Annotated in this window: 16 protein-coding genes and 2 tRNA genes; 10 read left to right on the top strand and 8 right to left on the bottom strand. The window is 58.8% G+C overall.

Annotated features, from left to right (window positions below; translation table 11 throughout):
* The 3 genes from gltX to HUJ17_RS09310 all read left to right on the top strand — a co-directional run.
* The coding region (gene gltX / locus HUJ17_RS09320; RefSeq protein ID WP_290510432.1) for a glutamate--tRNA ligase at positions 1-1,391 on the top strand (1,391 nt) is incomplete at its 5' end.
* 308 nt (positions 1,392-1,699) lie between these two features.
* Positions 1,700-1,775, top strand: a tRNA-Ala gene (locus tag HUJ17_RS09315).
* Positions 1,776-1,780: 5 nt separating this feature from the next.
* Positions 1,781-1,856: transfer RNA gene (locus HUJ17_RS09310), tRNA-Glu, on the top strand.
* Positions 1,857-2,099: 243 nt separating this feature from the next.
* On the opposite strand, the gene HUJ17_RS09305 is transcribed toward HUJ17_RS09310, so the two are convergent.
* The 5 genes from HUJ17_RS09305 to HUJ17_RS09285 all read right to left on the bottom strand — a co-directional run bounded on the left by HUJ17_RS09305 (position 2,100) and on the right by HUJ17_RS09285 (position 6,011).
* The gene (locus HUJ17_RS09305; RefSeq protein ID WP_290510431.1) at positions 2,100-3,443 is read right to left on the bottom strand and encodes a nicotinate phosphoribosyltransferase; all 1,344 of its coding nucleotides are present in this window, start codon (positions 3,441-3,443) and stop codon (positions 2,100-2,102) included.
* A gap of 1 nt (position 3,444) precedes the next feature.
* On the bottom strand, positions 3,445-4,014 hold the full coding sequence (locus HUJ17_RS09300) for an isochorismatase family protein (RefSeq protein ID WP_290510430.1): 570 nt from the start codon (positions 4,012-4,014) through the stop codon (positions 3,445-3,447).
* A gap of 67 nt (positions 4,015-4,081) precedes the next feature.
* Positions 4,082-4,846, bottom strand: coding sequence for a TIGR01458 family HAD-type hydrolase (locus HUJ17_RS09295; RefSeq protein WP_290510429.1), 765 nt, complete (start codon positions 4,844-4,846; stop codon positions 4,082-4,084).
* A 59-nt stretch (positions 4,847-4,905) separates the two neighbouring features.
* Positions 4,906-5,613, bottom strand: coding sequence for an RES family NAD+ phosphorylase (locus HUJ17_RS09290; protein ID WP_290510428.1), 708 nt, complete (start codon positions 5,611-5,613; stop codon positions 4,906-4,908).
* Complete coding sequence (locus HUJ17_RS09285; RefSeq protein WP_290510427.1) at positions 5,604-6,011, bottom strand: MbcA/ParS/Xre antitoxin family protein; 408 nt, start codon at positions 6,009-6,011, stop codon at positions 5,604-5,606. Before HUJ17_RS09285 ends, HUJ17_RS09290 begins: the two co-directional genes overlap by 10 nt.
* 175 nt (positions 6,012-6,186) lie before the next feature.
* Between HUJ17_RS09285 and HUJ17_RS09280 the strand changes: the two genes are divergently transcribed.
* Complete coding sequence (locus HUJ17_RS09280; protein WP_290510426.1) at positions 6,187-7,185, top strand: amidohydrolase family protein; 999 nt, start codon at positions 6,187-6,189, stop codon at positions 7,183-7,185.
* A gap of 57 nt (positions 7,186-7,242) precedes the next feature.
* Here HUJ17_RS09280 and HUJ17_RS09275 read toward each other — a convergent pair whose 3' ends face one another.
* The 3 genes from HUJ17_RS09275 to gltA all read right to left on the bottom strand — a co-directional run bounded on the left by HUJ17_RS09275 (position 7,243) and on the right by gltA (position 10,866).
* Positions 7,243-8,121, bottom strand: coding sequence for an NAD(P)-dependent oxidoreductase (locus HUJ17_RS09275; protein WP_290510425.1), 879 nt, complete (start codon positions 8,119-8,121; stop codon positions 7,243-7,245).
* Positions 8,108-9,220 (bottom strand): SMP-30/gluconolactonase/LRE family protein, encoded by a 1,113-nt coding sequence (locus HUJ17_RS09270; RefSeq protein ID WP_290510424.1) that lies wholly within the window; start codon positions 9,218-9,220, stop codon positions 8,108-8,110. The genes HUJ17_RS09275 and HUJ17_RS09270 overlap by 14 nt, the downstream gene beginning before the upstream one ends.
* A gap of 362 nt (positions 9,221-9,582) precedes the next feature.
* Positions 9,583-10,866 (bottom strand): citrate synthase, encoded by a 1,284-nt coding sequence (gene gltA, locus HUJ17_RS09265; RefSeq protein WP_290510423.1) that lies wholly within the window; start codon positions 10,864-10,866, stop codon positions 9,583-9,585.
* Between the two features lie 455 nt (positions 10,867-11,321).
* Between gltA and sdhC the strand changes: the two genes are divergently transcribed.
* The 6 genes from sdhC (at position 11,322) to odhB (ending at position 19,071) form a co-directional block, all read left to right on the top strand.
* Positions 11,322-11,696 carry a succinate dehydrogenase, cytochrome b556 subunit gene (gene sdhC, locus HUJ17_RS09260; protein WP_273009616.1) on the top strand — a complete coding sequence of 125 codons (375 nt, stop codon included), beginning with the start codon at positions 11,322-11,324 and terminating at the stop codon, positions 11,694-11,696.
* A complete protein-coding gene (gene sdhD / locus HUJ17_RS09255) occupies positions 11,690-12,061 on the top strand; it encodes a succinate dehydrogenase, hydrophobic membrane anchor protein (RefSeq protein WP_290510422.1) in 372 nt (123 codons plus the stop codon). Before sdhC ends, sdhD begins: the two co-directional genes overlap by 7 nt.
* A gap of 3 nt (positions 12,062-12,064) precedes the next feature.
* Positions 12,065-13,840 (top strand): succinate dehydrogenase flavoprotein subunit, encoded by a 1,776-nt coding sequence (gene sdhA / locus HUJ17_RS09250; protein ID WP_290510421.1) that lies wholly within the window; start codon positions 12,065-12,067, stop codon positions 13,838-13,840.
* A gap of 12 nt (positions 13,841-13,852) precedes the next feature.
* The gene (locus tag HUJ17_RS09245) at positions 13,853-14,569 is read left to right on the top strand and encodes a succinate dehydrogenase iron-sulfur subunit (protein WP_290510420.1); all 717 of its coding nucleotides are present in this window, start codon (positions 13,853-13,855) and stop codon (positions 14,567-14,569) included.
* A 394-nt stretch (positions 14,570-14,963) separates the two neighbouring features.
* The gene (locus HUJ17_RS09240) at positions 14,964-17,798 is read left to right on the top strand and encodes a 2-oxoglutarate dehydrogenase E1 component (protein ID WP_290510419.1); all 2,835 of its coding nucleotides are present in this window, start codon (positions 14,964-14,966) and stop codon (positions 17,796-17,798) included.
* A gap of 13 nt (positions 17,799-17,811) precedes the next feature.
* Positions 17,812-19,071, top strand: coding sequence for a 2-oxoglutarate dehydrogenase complex dihydrolipoyllysine-residue succinyltransferase (gene odhB, locus HUJ17_RS09235; RefSeq protein WP_290510418.1), 1,260 nt, complete (start codon positions 17,812-17,814; stop codon positions 19,069-19,071).
* The last annotated feature ends 8 nt before the right edge of the window (positions 19,072-19,079 follow it).

Genomic DNA, 19,079 nt, shown 5'->3' with positions numbered 1-19,079 from the left:
AGCACGGTGGTCAATTCATTCTGCGGATTGAAGACACGGACCAGACCCGCTCCACGGACCAGTCCGAGCAGATGATTCTGGATTCGCTCAAGTGGCTGGGGCTGAGCTGGGACGAAGGCCCGGACGTGGGCGGCCCCCATGGCCCGTATCGGCAGAGCGAACGCAAGCATATGTACGCTGAGTATGCCGAGGCGCTGATTGAGAAAGGCCACGCCTTTAAATGCTACCGCACCAGTGAGGAGCTGGACGTCCTGCGTGCCGAATTGAAAGAGCAGGGCGAGAACCGGGCGCTGAAGCCGATGGATCTGGAGCTGCCCGCCGACGAGCAGGCAAAGCGGGAAGCAGACGGTGCGCCTTACGTGATTCGCATGCGTGTGCCCACCGACGGCCGCTGTGAAATCCAGGATATGCTGCGCGGCACCGTGGAGTTGGACTGGGCGCTGGTGGATGCACAGATCCTGCTCAAGTCCGACGGCATGCCTACCTACCACCTGGCCAATATCGTGGATGATCATCTGATGGAGATCACCCATGTGATCCGCGGTGAGGAATGGCTGAACTCCGCTCCCAAGCACAAGCTGCTGTATGAATATTTTGGCTGGGAGATGCCGGCGCTATGTCACATGCCGCTGCTGCGCAACCCGGACAAATCCAAACTCAGCAAGCGCAAGAACCCCACCAGCATCCTGTTCTATCAGCGTATGGGCTACCTGCCGGAAGCGCTGGTGAACTATCTGGGGCGCATGGGCTGGTCCATGCCGGACGAGAGCGAGAAGTTCACCCTGGCGCAGATGCAGGACGCTTTCGATATCAACCGGGTGTCCCTGGGTGGTCCCGTTTTTGATGTGGAAAAGCTGAGCTGGCTGAACGGGCAATGGCTTCGTGAGCAGAGCGATGAGCAGTTCCTGGATACCTTGCTGGACTGGGCCTACAACCGCGATTACGCCATGAAGATCATTCCTCACCTTCGTCAGCGGGTGGAAACCCTGTCGGACGTGGCGGACAAGGCGGCCTTCTGCTTCAACGGCATGCCGGCGATCAACGAGGCCAGCTTCGAGCATAAGCAGTACGGTGCCGAGGACATGAAGGTGTGGCTCCAGTACCTGCTATGGGCTTATGAGGCGCGCAATGACTGGAACCGTGACGGCTTGTTTGCGGATGCCAAGGCCATCGCCGATGCCCTGGAAGTGAAGATCAAGGACTTCCTGTTCCCGGCCTTCGTTGCCATTGCCGGCACCAGCGCCAGCTTCTCGGTAGTGGATTCCATGGAAATCATTGGTGCTGACCTGAGCCGCGCCCGCCTGCGCAACGCTATCGAGGTGCTGGGCGGGGTGTCCAAGAAGCAGATGAAGAAGCTGGAGAAGGCTTACCGGGATCTGCCGGTAGGCTGAGTTGCAAGTTAAAAGTTGAAAGTTGCAAGGCGCGGTCAGATTCCATGGGGTCTGATTGGCCGTGCCCGCGCACCCTGTTATCCGCAATCGCGGTGAGGGCGGTGCTGTTTGGCAGGGCTTTGGTCGCGTTGTAACTTTCAACTTGCAACTTTCAACTGATTTCGCCCAGTTTTTCAGCAGCTTGTTCAGGATGTAGCCAAACGGACTTCATTCTGAAAAAAACACCAGGCCAGCGCTTGACAGAGTAGGGGGGCTGGGTAGAATACGCCGCACCAACCGGGACGCACCTTGTCTCGATTGTCGTATTTGGGGCCATAGCTCAGCTGGGAGAGCGCAACACTGGCAGTGTTGAGGTCGGCGGTTCGATCCCGCCTGGCTCCACCAAATACGTCCCCTTCGTCTAGTGGCCCAGGACACCGCCCTTTCACGGCGGTAACAGGGGTTCGACTCCCCTAGGGGACGCCATATAGAAAAGCCCTGCTCGAAAGAGTGGGGCTTTTTTATTTGTGTATCGCGGATAAGGAAGCGGTCAGCTAGTCGGTGCTCTGGGAGAGCTGGACGCCCGATATGGATGACAGAAGCTCGAATCTGCTCCGCCGCCGCTGATTGTGTAGGGTGCACTGAGCCTAAGGCGAACTGCACCATCAAACGCCGGATCGGTGCAGTTCGCCTTAGGCTCAATGCACCCTACGCCCCGGAATTCTGCGATTAACCTTCCAGTTCCCGCAGCACCGTTTCCCGCAAGGTGTGTAGTCGTTCACTGAAGGCAACCGGGTAGCCTGATTGTGCAGGGTCCAGGCTGAGCAGAACGTTGGGGAGCTTTTCCAGATGTCTTGCGACGTTATCCCGGGTAATCGATAGATCCGGTGCGTCGCGGCAGGGCTCACCGTCCCGGATAACGGGCTGTAATAGCGGTTCGCCATCAGCCGGCTCCTCCCGGGCCGTAATCCGGTCCTGTTGGTAATGGCCCTGGCCATCTGTTTGTCGCCATACCTGTTTGCGGCCCGGGTAGAGCTGCTTGCCGGGAGAGTTTTTCAGCCGGGGATGATCCGCATAGTCGGTGAGCTTGTAGGCCAGATCCAGGGTGGGGGCATCACTGGATGCGCCCATGCTGGTGCCCACGCCAAAGCCGTCGATGGGCGCGCCATCGGCCAACAGGCCGGCTATCCGGTATTCATCCAGACCACCGCTGACCAGAATGCGGATCGGTTGCAGTCCCGCAGCATCCAGTTGCCGACGTGCGTCTTTGGCCTGCTGTGAAAGATCGCCAGAGTCCAGACGGATGGCCCCCACGTCCAGCCCTTCATCGCGTACCAGGCGGATCACTTTCTCCACGCCTGCGCGGCTGTCGTAGGTATCCACCAGCAGGGTAGTACCGGGATACAGCCGGGCGTAGGTGCGCAGCGCCGCCATCTCGCTGTCATGGGCCTGGATATAGGAATGGGCCATGGTGCCGCGTAAGGGCAGGCCGTGCTGCAAGCCGCCCAGCACATTGCTGGTGCCTGCCAGGCCGGCGGCACGGTAGGCGCGCACCCCACGCAGAGCGGCATCACTGCCGTGCATGCGGCGCATGCCGAAATCCACCACCGGCCGGCCATCGGCGGCCAGCACCATTCGCAAAGCCTTGGAGGCCAGCACGGTCTCCAGGTGCACCACGTTCATCAGCAGACTTTCCAGCAATTGCGCTTCCATCAGTGGGGCGGTGATTTCCAGCAGGGGTTCCTGGGGAAAGACCGGGGTGCCTTCCGGCAGGCAGTGGATGTCGCCACTAAAACGAAAATCCTGCAGCCACTGCAGGAACCCATCTTCAAACAGCTCCAGTGCCTTCAGCCGGTTCACCTGTCGAGACGGGAAATGCAGTTGGCTGACCAGCCTGGCGGCGTACTCCTGGCCGCAGGCCAGAATGACGTTACGTTGCGCCGGCATTTCCCGGTAAAACAGGCTGAAGGTGGCCGTGTCATTCATACCTTCGTGCCAGTAGGCCTGCAGCATGGTCAGTTCATAGAGGTCAGTCAGTAGACCCAGTGCAGTGTTGTTGGAGGTAAGGTCCATATCAGGCTATGTCTTCCAGTTGGGTGCCGGCTTCCTGCAGGGCCTTGAGGGTAGGGCCTTGCTGGTCCGGGAAAACCGGGCGGGTGGCGTTGCACAGCAGGTGAACCCGGAAACCGCTGGCGCAGGCATCCTTGACGGTGTGAAAGACGCAGACGTCTTCTGCCAGACCGCCGATCCAGAGTCGTTTGACGCCTTTTTGTCGCAGCCAGCCTGCCAGGCCGGTGCCATCAAAGGCGGAGTAGGCATCCTTGTCAAAGGCGGTGCCTTTGCTGACGATCACCGTGTCTGACGGCAGTGACAGGCCCGGGTGAAAGTCGGCACCGGGAGTGTCCTGGATGCAATGAGGTGGCCAGGGTCCGCCCTGGGCCTGGAAGGAGCAATGGTCCACGGTGTGCCAGTCGCGGGAGGCGATCACCGGCAGATTGGCGTCGGCGGCGGCTTTCAGCCAGGCGTTCATGGCGGGCACTACCTGATCGCCGTCTGGCACGGCCAGGGCGCCACCAGGGCAGAAATCATTCTGGATATCCACGGCCAGCACAGCATCGCCGGCCTTCAGGGGAAGATGTCCCATGGTTGCCAGTCCTCTGTTGCTTGTGGCTACCACCAGTGTCGGAGTCTGATTGCAGTGATACAAGGGGCTAGCCGAGCAGGCTGATTACCGTCTCTGCAACGGAGCGGATGTCGCTTTCCAGCTGGAACTCCCCGGTGATGGTTTTCTCGTCGCCGGCCCGGTATTTCCCGGTTTGCACCAGGCAGGCCTGCATGCCGCTGTTCAGTGCGCCTTCCACGTCGCCATGGACATCGTCTCCGACCATCAGGGTGTCTTCGGCGCGGGTACCCAGGTCGGCCAGCACCTGTTCGAAAAAGGCGGGGGAGGGTTTGCCGGTGATGATGGCCCGGCAGTCGGTGGCATACTCCAATGCCCTTACAAAAGGGCCCGCATCCAGATGCAGGCCGTCATCCAGCTGGTAATAACGGTTCTCGCCGATGGCTATCAGCGGTGCGCCGTCCTGCAGCAAGCGAAACGCCTGGTCCAGATGCTCGTAGGTGAATTTCCTGCCGGCATCGCCGATCAGTATGGCAGTGGCCTGTTTGCCTTCCAGATCGGAGAATTCCTCTTTGAGATTGGGGTGAAACAGGCAGTAGGGGGTCAGTCTATGGCGGGTCAGGTAGTCGTGAGCGGCCTGCGGCGCGGTAAACAGCTCTGTCTCGTCTACCGCCAGGTTCAGACTGGCCAGGTCATTGAGTATCTGACTGCGGTTGCGCTGGGAGGTGTTGGTGACAAAGCGCAGGGGCAGACCAGTGGCGCGCAGGCGTTGAAGCGCGTCCTGGGCACCCTGTAGCAGACGCGGGCCCTGGTAGAGCACGCCGGCCAGGTCCAGACAGATGGCATGCAGCGGCATGGCACTCCTCCGTGAGGCTTCTCTGAACAGCCTGTTAAAGCATAGGCCTGGCGGTGCGGTCAGCTCAAGCGGCGAATGGTCAGCGTGTGGGCAATTTTCTCACCATCCCAGATGTACTCGTAATGCGCGCTTGGGGTAATGGCCTCCACCGGCAGGGGGGAGAACAGGGCGTAGCAGTGGCTGCCGGGGGCGCGGACGGATTCGTAGTGAAGGCCGGTTTCGCGCAGCTGGTAAAGCTGCTGGCCAAGTTGCCGTGGTGCCTGGTAATGGTCCGGGTCATGCCAGTGCGGATACCGGGTGGCCGGGGTGATATCGCACAGGGTGGCCGAGAAGTGAACCTTGAGGCCGCGCATGACAATGCGGTCGTATTTTAGCCCTTCAACCCGCTGGAAATAGCGCTGCTGATGGTAACGGGTTTCAACAAGGGCCGTGGCCATGCGATCCGCGCAGTAGAAGACACCGTAGGCACCATCAGAAAAGCGGGAGCCGGCGGGGTTCACGTGGACAAAGGGCCCCAGGGCATAGTTGCAACCGGGAATGCCCCAGGGCCGTTCTGCGGGGGGGACCCGGTTCAAGTCACCTACCTCGTTCTGCAGGCGCGGGTTAGTCAGGGCCTGCACGGCAAACAGGGCATCGAAGTCGGCCTGGTCTGCCACATCGTCAAAGATGGCAATGGGCGGGTATTTGCCGTTGACCAGCCGGTAGGCAATCTGCGAAGGGAAAGTCTGTCGAGGCAGGGCCTGGATATCGTTTTCTGTTACCCCCATTGCCCGCCCCGCAGGCTGTCCAGCTGACGGTGCACTTCGTAGAGGCTGGCCACCCGACCGTTGCTCATGATGTCCATGGGGCTGGCGCCGTTGAAGAACGGGTTGTGGTTGGCCATGCGCACGAAGCCGTAGACGTTTTCCCGGTTACCGAACAGGGTACGCAGCGCCTGGTGGATGTTCAGCAAGTAGCTGAGACGTTCCAGCAGATCGTTGCCGACCCGGGCACTGTCCGGCTGGCTCTGGTACTTGTGCAGGGTGGAGCGACCCACGCCGAGCAGAGCCATCTTTTCCTTCTCACTGCACTGCCAGTGCTCCAGTAGCTTGAGTACTGCGCGCAGTGCTGCATGTCGAGCACCGTCGTCCAGCGCCTGCGGTGTCTGTTGTCTGGCTGCTTCCATAATGCCTCCTGACTTGATGGTTCAATAGTGGCCCTTTTTGCATTAATTGTCTATATATGGATGCGCGGAAGGATCCAGCTCCCAGTTCGGGAGGGTGGCCAGAACTTGAGCCGGTTTTCCCTGTCCCTGACAGCGAGATGACAGACAGGGCATTGTGATGACAAAGACAGGGTTGTTGACGTGGGTATCACTGATATTGCTGGGTAGTGCAGGGCTTCAGGCCAGGACGCTGACGGATGCGCACCTGCATTACGTGGATTTCATGCAGTACAGCGAGGGCGGTGAGGCCATGCTGGCGGCGATGGATCAGGCCGGGGTGGAAACGGCCTGGCTGTTCGGCTTGCCGGTGATGAAGAAGTGGCAGGCTGAGGCACCGCGCAAACCACGCTATTACCTGGGTGATGAGGCGCCGTTGTATTACTACAGCGCCACCGATGACATTGTGGCACAGGCGGTCCGGGCTCTGCCGAAGGCGCAGCAACGGCGGCTGAAACCCTTTATCAGTGGTGTTAATCCCACCGACATGAACGCTGCGGATCAGATTGAGTCGTTGATACGTCGGTATCCGGGGATGTGGTTCGGCATCGGGGAAATTCTCACCCGCCATGACCAGCTGACAGCGTTGACCGAGGGCGAAACGCCCAGGGCCAACCATCCTGCATTGATGCGGGTTTACAAGCTGGCGGCCCGCTACGATCTGCCGGTGTTACTGCACAGCAACCTGACATCACTGCGGGAAGAGACGCCGATTTTCCTGGAAGAGCTGGAGGCGGCGTTGTCCGCCAATCCGCAGACCCGCTTTGTGCTGGCACATGCAGGCACCAGCGGCGGGGTGGAAGAGAGGCAGGCGCCGCTGGGTACCCTGGTGCCGATCCTGCGGGCCTTGCTGGGCCGTTATGCGCATTTTTATGTGGATCTGTCCTGGAGCGTCAAGGATCACTATTTGCTCAAGGATGGCAAACCCGCTGCGGAATGGATCAAGCTGATCAGGGACTATCCGGACCGTTTTGTTCTGGGCTCGGACCTGGTGGGGCACTTCGACAGCATGAAACGGCTGATGGATGACTACCAACCGCTGCTGGATGCCTTGCCCCAAAAAGTGGCGCAAAAACTGGCGAATGGCAATGCTGCTGCGCTTGTGCCCGAAAAGGGTGCGCAATATCGGAGTGATTGAGGGGCATCGAAATTTTCCGTTGTTGCCTTTTACCAAGGCAACAACGGAGTTGGCGGGCTACTCGGTTTTTTGCAGGCGGCGCAGCAGGGAAGATGTATCCCAGCGCCCGCCGCCCATCGCCTGAATCTCCCGATAGAAATCATTGACCTGCGTTGTCACCGGCAAGGGCGTGCCGTTGCGGGCGGCTTCTGCCAGGCATATATCCAGGTCCTTGCGCATCCAGTCCACTGCAAAGCCATGTTCGTACTGGTCGTCGATCATGGTCTGGTGGCGGTGGGCCATTTGCCAGGAACCGGCGGCGCCATGTTGAATGGTCTCGAAGACTTTACCGGCATCCAGTCCGGCATTCCGGGCAAAGGCGACGCCTTCGGCGAGGGCTTCCACCAGACCTGCCACGCAGATCTGGTTGACCATCTTGGTGAGCTGGCCGCTGCCAGCCGGGCCCATCAGATTGACTGCCTTGGCATAGTGGTTCAGCACGGGAACCGCGCGTTGGTAGGCAGCATCATCACCGCCACACATAATCGACAGCTGGCCGTTTTCGGCCCCCTGCTGGCCGCCTGACACTGGCGCATCGATAAAGTCTGCCTGGCGATCCCGGCAGGCGGCATCAAGCTCCCGAGCCACCGCGGCGCTGGCAGTGGTGTGATCCACCAGCAGGGCGCGTTCGCTGAGGGTTTCCAGGACGCCATCGGGCCCCAGGGTGACCTGGCGCAGGTCATCGTCATTGCCCACGCAGACAAACACCATGGCGGCGCCCGCGGCGGCCTCTGCGGGGGTGGCCGCGATGCGGCCACTGAAATCCCGAGCCCATTGGTTGGCGCGGCTGGCAGTGCGGTTGTAGACGGTCATGGACAACCCGGCTTCGGCCAGGTGCCCGGCCATGGGGTAGCCCATGGTGCCCAGCCCGATAAAGGCGGCGTTAATCTTTGACATTGCTGATGTCCTGCTCCTTGGGGGTGGCGGGGTCATTGGCCGGTAGCGGGTAGGCGGCAAAACGGGGGGCAGTGAGGCTGCCCAGGTACAGGGTATCGCCGTGTTGCTCCACGCTGGTGATGGGAGCGAAGGCGTCGGTGCTGGTGTCCTGCAGGTTGTGTGTGACTTCGCCCTGTTCGTTCAGACCCAGTACGAAACCGTGGTGGGCCGGCTGTGGCTGAAGAAACGATGGCAGACGGAAGGCCACCTTACGCAGCAGGGGCTTGTCGGACATGGCATCCAGCATGGCGTTGCGCGGGCTGAACAGGGCCACCCAGAAGGTGCCGTTGCCGTTGCTGGAGATGCCGTCGGGAATGCCAGGCAGGTTGTCGAAGAAGACATCATGGCTGCCCGCTTTATCACCCTTCAGCCAGTAACGGACAATTCGGTAGCTGCCGGTTTCATTGACCAGTACAAAGTCTTCGTTCTGAGACACTGCCACGCCGTTGGCGAATTGCAGGCCGTCCAACAGGACATCGGTGTGGTCGGTGGCCGGATCGTAACGCAGTAGCCGGCCATGGCCGCCATGTTCGAGAATATCGTCGCGGGCGTGCAGGGCGGGGCCGAATTTGCTGGACGCATCGGTGAAGTAGATGATGCCCTTGCTGTCCGTGTCTACATCGTCAGTAAACTTGAAATCCACGCCGTTGGCACGCTGTGAAAGCGCGGAAATGGCGCCGGAGGGGCTAATGCTGAGCAGTCCCTTGTAGCCATCAGCCACGATCAGATTGCCTTGCGGGTCGAAATCAAGCCCCAGCGGGCGGCCCTTGGTGTCGGCAATCATGTCCGGGTTACTGCCATCCGGATCAAAGCGAACGATCCGCCCGTCCACATAGCCCACATAGAGAAAGCCGTCGCTATCGATAGCCACATCTTCCGGGCCGATGCCGCCATCAACGGCCAGGGAGCGGCTTTCGGCCAGGGCGGAGTTGCTGGCATAGGGGCCTTCAAGGGCCGGTGCTTCGGGTGCCTGCCAGGCTACTGGATCAATGGATACCGGCCAGAACAACAGATAGCCAACCAGAATGATGAGAATCAGCAGTGCAATGTTTTTTATCATTGGAATCCGGAAGATCGATTAACGGAAAGCTGATGCTTGCATGGAGGGCGCGGTCACGCAAATGCAGGGTGCTAATCAATGCCGATGAGCGTGGTTGGGTAGGCGTGAAAGGCAAAATCTGTTTTTTACCACAGAGGGCACAGAGCTCACCGAGTAAACCCCTTTCTTTTCAGAGGCAAGAGAGCACTGCTTGCCATGGCGAATTAATTAGCTATTTGTATAACGTTTTTCCAGAAAACCTGCAGCTGTAATATCTTTTCCTCAGCGAACTCTGTGCCCTCTGTGGTAAAAAATGCCTTTGAATTTACCAGACACAAAAAAACCGCCCGGAGGCGGTTTTTCTGTGTGGCGATAACGGGCGCTTATTTGCGCTCGTTGACCGGGATGAACTCCCGTTCGGTCTCGCCGGTGTACAGCTGGCGCGGACGGCCAATCTTGTACGGATTGGAGATCATTTCGTTCCAGTGCGCGATCCAGCCCACGGTACGGGACAGGGCAAAAATCACGGTGAACATGGAGGTCGGGATACCAATCGCCTTCAGGATGATGCCGGAGTAGAAGTCCACATTCGGGAAAAGCTTCTTCTCCTTGAAGTAGGGGTCGCTCAGGGCGATCTCTTCCAGTTTCATGGCCAGTTCCAGCTGCGGGTCGTTCACACCCAGTTCGGCCAGTACTTCGTGGCAGGACTCACGCATTACAGTGGCACGCGGGTCGTAATTTTTGTACACCCGGTGACCGAAGCCCATCAGCTTGAACGGATCGTTCTTGTCCTTGGCCTTGGCGATGTAGGTATCGATGTTATCCAGGCTGCCGATTTCATCCAGCATGTTAAGTACGGCTTCGTTGGCGCCGCCGTGAGCCGGGCCCCACAGGGCAGAGATGCCCGCAGCAATACAGGCGAACGGATTGGCACCGGAGGAGCCGGCCAGACGCACGGTAGAGGTGGAGGCGTTCTGCTCATGGTCTGCGTGCAGGATGAAGATGCGATCCATGGCCTTGGCCAGGGTCGGGCTGATCTTGGACTCTTCACAGGGGTTGCCGAACATCATGTGCAGGAAGTTCTCTGCATAACCCAGGTCGTTGCGCGGGTACATGAAGGGCTGACCCAGGGCGTACTTGTAGCACATGGCCGCGATGGTGGGCATCTTGGCAATCAGGCGGTACGCGGTGATTTCACGGTGCTCGGGATTATTGATATCCAGAGAGTCGTGGTAGAAGGCGGACAACGCGCCAACCACGCCGCACATGATGGCCATGGGGTGGGCATCGCGGCGGAAACCGTTGAAGAAATTGCGAATTTGCTCGTGCACCATGGTGTGGTTCTTCACGGTGCTGACGAATTGCTCTTTCTGCTCTGCTGTCGGCAGCTCGCCGTAGAGCAGGGTGTAGCACACTTCCAGGTAGTCGGACTTGCCGGCCAGTTCCTCGATGGAGTAGCCGCGATGCAGCAGCTTACCCACTTCACCGTCGATAAAGGTGATCTTGGATTCACAGGAGGCGGTGGAGGTAAAGCCCGGGTCGAAGGTAAAGACACCATTGGCTACCAGTTTGGACACGTCAATAACGTCGCGGCCCAGGGTCGGGGAGTAGATAGGCAGGTCCAGGTCCTTACCATCTACCTTGAGAGTGGCTTTCTTCTCGGTCATGGGAATCTCTCCATTGGCGGACGAGGGAACGTTCCTCAAGGCAAGGAAGGTCCTCCAAAGCGCGGGGGAAGGTAAAGTTTTGACACACCTTTGTCAACGCGAACCCGGGAACCGGTGGGTCAGACTTTTGTAGGGTAAACAGCTTGTTACGGCAATAACCGGGTTTTGCATCAGGGTGGTGCGAGCTCTTTTCATGGCGCTCACATCCGGTGCGCCATTGTAAATCAAGGCGTTAGAGAAAAGATACTGCGTCTGAATGCAGCGCAGCGTTTGTTTTGCTCAGGGCGCAGCGATATACTGCCGCCCGGCAGAAACCTCTGACTGGGGGTTTTGTGTGGGGCCCACCCCGGCCCGGGCGAGGTTGTTAAGATCAGACTTCACGTTTTGATCTCAACAACTTTGCCAAAGTTCCCGACAACCGCCCCAACCTGGGGCCCGGCTATAAGTAGGCTACCGTGAACGATAAGCGACCCGTTAACCTCGATCTGAGCACGATCAAGTTCCCGGTCACGGCTATAGCATCTATCACCCACCGTGTAACCGGCGTTGCCATTTTCCTGGCGTTGCCGATTCTTCTGTGGATGCTGGATCGCTCCCTGGCGTCTCCCGAGAGCTTTGCGGACCTGAAAGAACTGATGACCTCCCCGCTGGTGAAGCTGGTGGTATGGGCCATTCTGGCTGTACTGCTGTATCACCTGGTGGCAGGTATTCGCCACCTTATTATGGATGCTGGCGTGGGTGAGACCCTGGAAGGCGGCCAGCGCGGCGCCAAACTGGTCTTCATCATCTCTGTAGTACTGATTCTGCTGGTAGGAGGCTGGATATGGTAACCAGTGTGACGAGCCTGGGCCGTAACGGCCTGTATGACTGGCTCATTCAACGTGTGTCTGCCGTTATCATTGGTGTGTACATGATCGGCATGCTTGGCTACCTGATGCTCTCCGGTGACCTGGACTATGGCAGCTGGAAAGCTTTGATGGGCTCTGTCTGCATGCAGATTGCCAACACCCTGCTGGTAGTTTCCGTTGCTGCACATACCTGGGTAGGCCTGTGGGGCGTAACCACCGACTACCTGACCGGCATGACTCTGGGTAAAGCTGCCACCGGCGTTCGCCTGATTGCCCAGCTGGCAATCGCACTGGCTCTGGTGGTGTATCTGCTGTGGGGTCTGGTTCTGATCTGGGGAGGGGCGTAATCCATGTCCATTCGCACTATAACGTTTGACGCTATCGTCGTAGGTGGTGGTGGTGCCGGTATGCGCGCCTCACTGCAAATGGCCCAGTCCGGCTTCAAGACTGCGCTGATTTCCAAAGTATTCCCGACCCGTTCGCACACTGTGTCTGCCCAGGGTGGTATCACCTGCGCGATCGCGTCTGCCGATCCTAACGATGATTGGCGCTGGCACATGTACGATACCGTCAAGGGCTCCGACTATATCGGTGACCAGGATGCGATCGAATACATGTGTAATGTGGGCCCCGAAGCGGTGTTCGAGCTGGACCACATGGGTCTGCCGTTCTCCCGTACCGAAGAAGGCCGTATCTATCAGCGTCCGTTCGGTGGCCAGTCCAAGAACTTCGGTGAAGGTGGCCAGGCGGCCCGTACCTGTGCCGCCGCTGACCGCACCGGTCACGCTCTGCTGCATACCCTTTACCAGCAGAACCTGAAGAACGGCACCCAGTTCTACAACGAGTGGTACGCTGCTGAGCTGGTCAAAGATGCTGACGGCAATGTCTGTGGCGTGATCGCCATCGACATCGAGTCCGGTGAGACCGTGTTCTTCAAGGCCAAGGCAACCGTTTTTGCCACCGGTGGCTCCGGCCGTATCTATGCCTCCACCACCAATGCCCTGATCAACACCGGTGACGGCGTGGGCATGGCCCTGCGTGCCGGCCTGCCGGTGCAGGACATCGAGATGTGGCAGTTCCACCCCACCGGTATTGCCGGTGCCGGTGTGCTGGTGACCGAGGGTTGCCGGGGTGAGGGTGGCTACCTGATCAACAAGGACGGCGAGCGCTTCATGGAGCGTTACGCGCCGAACGCCAAAGATCTGGCATCCCGTGACGTTGTCGCCCGTTCCATGATGATGGAAATCCTGGACGGCCGCGGTGCCGGTCCGGATGGTGATCATGTGTTCCTGAAGCTGGACCACCTGGGTGAAGAAGTGCTGCACAGTCGTCTGCCCGGCATCTGTGAACTGGCCATTACCTTCGCGCAGACTGATCCGGTGAAAGAGCCGATCCCGGTTGTACCTACCTGTCACTACATGATGGGCGGTATCCCCACCAATGTTCATGGCCAGGCGATCAAGCTGAGCGGCGGCCATGAAGGCGAAGACCAGTTTGTTAACGGTCTCTTCGCGGTGGGCGAAGTAGCCTGTGTGTCTGTACACGGTGCCAACCGTCTGGGCGGCAACTCGCTGCTGGATCTGGTGGTATTCGGTCGTGCGGCCGGTCTGTTCATCGAAGATCAGCTCCGCCAGGGCATGACCCAGTACGAACCCACTGATGCCGATATTGACCAGGCGCTGGCCCGTGTGCGTCGCTGGGATGAGTCCAGCGGTGGAGAATCTGTTTCTGCCCTGCGCAAAGAGCTGCAGAGCGTGATGCAGAATCACTTCGGGGTGTTCCGTAAGGGTGACCTGATGGCGGAAGGTGTGGCCAAACTGGCGGATCTGCGTGAGCGGATTTCCAAGGCGCATCTGGATGACAAGAGCAAGCCGTTCAACACCGCGCGTATCGAAGCGCTGGAGCTGGACAATCTTCTCGAGGTGGCGGAAGCCACTGCCATCGCCGCAGAAGGCCGTACCGAAAGCCGTGGCGCACATTCCCGCTACGACTACCCGGATCGCGATGATGAGAACTGGCTGTGCCATTCCATCTTCGACCCCACTGCCAAGAAGCTGGGCAAGCGTGAGGTGAACTTCAAGCCGAAGACCGTTGACACCTTCCAGCCCAAGGCGCGGACCTACTAAGGGGAGCTAACGATGAAAGTCAGTATCTATCGCTACAATCCGGAAACGGACCGCGAGCCGAGCATGAAGGAGTATGAGGTCGATACCCAGGGTAAAGACCTCATGGTGCTGGACATTCTGGCGCTGGTGAAAGAGCAGGACGAATCCATGTCCTACCGCCGCTCCTGCCGTGAAGGCGTCTGTGGTTCCGACGGCATGAACATGAACGGCAAGAACGGCCTGGCCTGTATCACTCCGCTGTCCCAGGTTGCACCGGGTGTACTGGAAGGCAAGAAGCCCCTGATCCTGCGCCCGCTGCCGGGCCTGCCGGTTATTCGTGATCTGGTGGTGGACATGGGTATGTTCTACAACCAGTACGAAAAAGTGCAGCCGTTCCTGCAGAACAACACCCCGGCGCCGGCCATTGAGCGCCTGCAGACCCCGGAAGATCGTGCCAAGCTGGACGGTCTTTACGAGTGTATTCTGTGTGCCTGCTGCTCTACCAGCTGCCCGAGCTTCTGGTGGAACCCGGACAAGTTCCTGGGCCCGGCGGCCCTGTTGCAGAGCTACCGCTTCCTGGCGGACAGCCGCGATAATGCCACCGAAGAGCGACTGAGCAAACTGGACGACCCGTTCAGCCTGTTCCGTTGCCACGGCATCATGAACTGCGTCAGCGTGTGTCCGAAAGGGCTCAACCCGACCCGGGCCATTGGCCATATCCGTTCCATGCTACTGGAACGGGGCATCTGACCCGAACGACTAAGGCGGCCATCTGGCCGCCTTTTTTGTATCTGTTACCGTAGAAAGTGTCGTTGAATGGTGTCTATTCGACGTTTTGCCAGTGCCGTAATGGATAAAAAAAGTGTTAAGTTGTTTTATCAAATCGGCGTCTAACAAAACCGAAATAAAAGGGCTACACTAGACGGCGATTCGAGGTAATCCCTCGTCGAGACGCGACAGAACACTCACTGTCACCCCACCCGGTGAAGATGAGTGGTTTTGTTTCATCTCATGGGTGGGGCAGGGCTTAAAAGGCGCTGCCCCGGACAATACAAAGCGTACGGGAACAGGGTCGCCCCCCTGTGGTCGCAGTGACACCAGTTACCACAGAGTGTGACACCTCCCGCTGAAGGAACGAGCTGACATGCAAGACAGTTCCATGCAGCGCCAATGGCAGTCCTCCCACATTGGAGGAGCCAACGCCGCCTATGTCGACGAACTGTACGAATCCTATCTGACTGACCCCAATTCTGTGCCGGAAGACTGGCGCGTCTACTTCGAAAAACTCCCCAGTGTTGATGCCGCCGTCGAGTCCGACGTACCCCATGCGGCTGTTCGCGAATATTTCCTGCTACAAGCCAAGAATCGCTCCCGGGTGCAAAAGTTTGGCGCCAGTGCCGTCAGCACTGAGCACGAACGGCGCCAGGTGCGTGTGCTGCATCTGATTGCGGCGTACCGCAACCGGGGCCATCAGGTGGCGAAGCTGGATCCACTGGGGATCATGGAACGCGAAGCGGTACCGGATCTGGAGTTGTCTCACCACGGGTTAAGCCCCGCGGACCTGGATACCGTATTCCAGACCGGTAACCTGTTTATCGGCAAGCCGGAAGCCACCCTCCGTGAAATCGTTGACTGTCTTCAGGGTACCTACTGCTCCAGTGTGGGTGCCGAGTACATGCACATCGTTAACACCGCGGAAAAACGCTGGTTGCAACAGCGCATGGAAGGCGTGCGCAGTCATCCGGAATACGGCGAAGACGTCAAAAAACATATTCTTGAGCGTCTTTCCGCCGCTGAAGGCCTGGAAAAATACCTGGGCAGCAAGTACCCCGGTACCAAGCGCTTTGGTCTTGAAGGTGGCGAATCACTGATTCCGTTGATGGACGAAATCATTCAGCGGGTGGGCAGCTATGGAGCCAAGGAACTGGTCATTGGCATGGCCCACCGGGGTCGTCTGAATGTGCTGGTCAACACCCTGGGCAAGAGTCCCAAGGATCTGTTCGAGGAATTCGATGGCAAGAGCTTTATCGAAACCGGTTCCGGTGATGTGAAGTATCACCAGGGCTTTTCCTCCAATGTGCAGACCTCCGGCGGTGAAGTCCATCTGGCCATGGCGTTCAACCCGTCTCACCTGGAAATCGTGTCTCCGGTGGTGGAGGGCTCGGTGCGAGCCCGCCAGGATCGCCGAGAAGACCATGAAGGCGAACAGGTCGTACCGATTCTGCTGCACGGCGATGCCGCTTTCGCAGGTCAGGGTGTGGTCATGGAAACCTTCCAGATGTCGCAGACCCGTGGCTTCAAGACTGGCGGCACCTTGCATGTAATCATCAACAATCAGGTGGGCTTCACTACCAGCCGACGTGAGGATGCCCGTTCCACCGAATACTGCACCGACGTGGCGAAGATGGTGCAAGCACCGATCTTCCATGTGAATGCGGACGACCCGGAAGCGGTGTACTTCGTCACCCAGCTGGCGGTGGATTACCGCATGCAGTTCAAGAAAGACGTGGTCATCGACCTGATCTGCTATCGCCGTCTTGGCCACAATGAGGCGGATGAGCCGTCGTCCACCCAGCCGTTGATGTACAAGAAGATCAAGTCCCACCCGACCACTCGTACCCTTTATGCGGAACGCCTGGTCAGTGAAGGTGTGGTCAGTGAACAGGCAGCCCAGAAGACGGCCGACGATTACCGCAACATGCTGGATGCGGGCGATCACGTGGTGAAGTCGCTGGTACGCGAGCCCAACAAGTCCCTCTTTGTGGACTGGTCACCCTATATCGGCCACCAGGTGGAAGATGACTGGGATACCAGCTATCCGCTGAAGAAGTTGCAGGATCTGGCCACCCGTCTGGAAACACCGCCGGAAGGCTTTGTGGTACAGCGACAGGTGAAAAAGATCCTTGAAGACCGCCGCAAAATGACTGCCGGTGCGTTGCCGCTGAACTGGGGCTATGGGGAAACCCTGGCCTACGCCACCCTGATTGATCAGGGCTTTCATGTTCGCCTGACCGGGCAGGATTCCGGCCGTGGCACTTTCTCCCACCGCCATGCGGTTCTGCATAACCAGAAAGACGGTGAGCAGTATGTGCCGCTGCAGCATCTCTATGACGAGCAGCCACGCTTCGACATTTACGATTCGTTGCTGTCCGAAGAAGCTGTGCTGGGGTACGAGTACGGTTATTCCACCACCACGCCCAAGACCCTGGTGATTTGGGAAGCGCAATTCGGCGATTTCGCCAATGGCGCCCAGGTGGTGATCGACCAGTTTATCTCCTCCGGGGAAGCCAAGTGGGGCCGCCTGTGTGGTCTTACCATGCTGTTGCCCCATGGCTATGAAGGGCAGGGCCCGGAACACTCCTCGGCCCGTCTGGAACGTTTCCTGCAACTGTGCGCAGAACACAATATGCAGGTCTGCGTGCCCAGCACCCCGGCCCAGATTTATCACCTGCTGCGCCGCCAGGCAGTACGTCCGTTGCGCAAACCACTGGTGATAATGAGTCCGAAGAGCCTGTTACGACACAAGAAAGCGATTTCCACGCTGGAAGAGCTGGCCGACGGTATTTTCCGTACCGTGCTGGATGATCCCGCAGAGCTGGATCGTGACAAGGTGAAACGGGTAGTGATGTGCTCTGGCAAGGTGTACTACGACCTGCTGGAGAAACGCGACAGCGATGAGTTGATCGACACCGCGCTGATTCGTGTGGAGCAGCTCTATCCGTTCCCGGAGCAGCGCTTGCAGGAAGTACTGGAGCGTTACCCCAATCTGGAGAACCTGGTGTGGTGTCAGGAAGAGCCCATGAACCAGGGTGCCTGGTATTGCTCGCAGCACCATATGTACCGGGTGGCCCGCGAGGTCGGAGACCTGCGGGTGCATTACGCTGGCCGTGATATGGCTGCCGCGCCGGCAGCTGGCTCCATGGCCCTTCATGTGGAACAACAGCAGCGTCTGGTCCAGGACGCCTTCGAGATCAAGTAAATAAGGATTAGGCATGGCGACTGATATCAAAGCTCCGCAGTTTCCCGAATCAGTAGCGGACGGCACCGTAGCCACCTGGCACAAGCAGGAAGGCGAAGCGGTCAAGCGTGATGAGCTGCTGGTGGACATCGAAACCGACAAGGTGGTGCTGGAAGTAGTGGCACCGGCTGACGGTGTAGTCAGCAAGATTCTCGCCGCAGAAGGCGACACCGTTGAGAGCCAGCAGGTGCTGGGTCATTTCGAAGAGGGCGCCAGCGGTTCGGCGTCGTCTGGCGGTGACAAGGCTGATTCGGCTCCGGCCGAGCAGAAAGAAGAGGCTTCGGCAGAAGAAAAGGCGCCGGCCAGTGAAGCTGCCAGCGACAACGACAGCGCATCGGACCAGGCAGGGCCGGCGGCGCGCAAGCTGATGACCGAACATGGTGTTGCAGCTGCCCAAGTGACGGGCACTGGCAAGGGCGGCCGCATCACCAAGGCGGATGTGGAAAAAACCATCAGCGACAAGGAAGAGAAGCGGGCCAGTCAGCCGGCACCGCAGCAGCCGGCTACCCTGGATGTACCGGCAACGCCTGGTGAACGTGAAGAGCGTCGGGTTCCCATGACCCGTCTGCGCAAGCGTATCGCCGAACGACTGGTGTCTGCCCAGCAGAACTCCGCCATGTTGACCACCTTCAACGAGGTCAACATGAAACCGATCATGGATATGCGTAAGCATTACCAGCCGGAATTTGAAAAGGCCCATAACGTACGCCTGGGTTTCATGGGTTTCTTCACCCGTGCCTGCGTGGAAGCGTTGAAACGCTTCCCGGCAGTGAATGCGTCCATCGATGGCGAGGATATCGTTTACCACGGTTACTACGACGTGGGTGTGGCGGTGTCTACCGAACGGGGGCTGGTGGTTCCGGTGATTCGTGATGCAGACCAGCGTGGTCTGGCGGAAGTGGAATCCCAGATCATCGAGTACGGCCAGAAAGCCCAGAAGGGCAAGCTGTCCATCGAGGAAATGACTGGTGGCACCTTCACCATTTCCAATGGCGGGGTGTTCGGGTCACTGATTTCCACGCCGATCCTCAACCCGCCGCAAACGGCCATTCTTGGCATGCACAAAATCCAGGAACGCCCGATGGCGGTGGACGGCAAGGTGGAAATCCTGCCGATGATGTATCTGGCGTTGTCCTACGACCACCGTTTGATCGATGGCAAGGAAGCGGTGCAGTTCCTGGTGGCAGTGAAGAACTTTATCGAAGATCCGGCGCGTTTGCTGCTGGATATCTGAATGTATGC

Origin of the sequence: Alcanivorax sp. (assembly GCF_014762765.1) — a bacterium.
Taxonomy (GTDB): domain Bacteria; phylum Pseudomonadota; class Gammaproteobacteria; order Pseudomonadales; family Alcanivoracaceae; genus Alcanivorax.
Note: the sequence above shows the minus strand (reverse complement) of the source record. Positions and strands in the feature narration are given on the sequence as shown.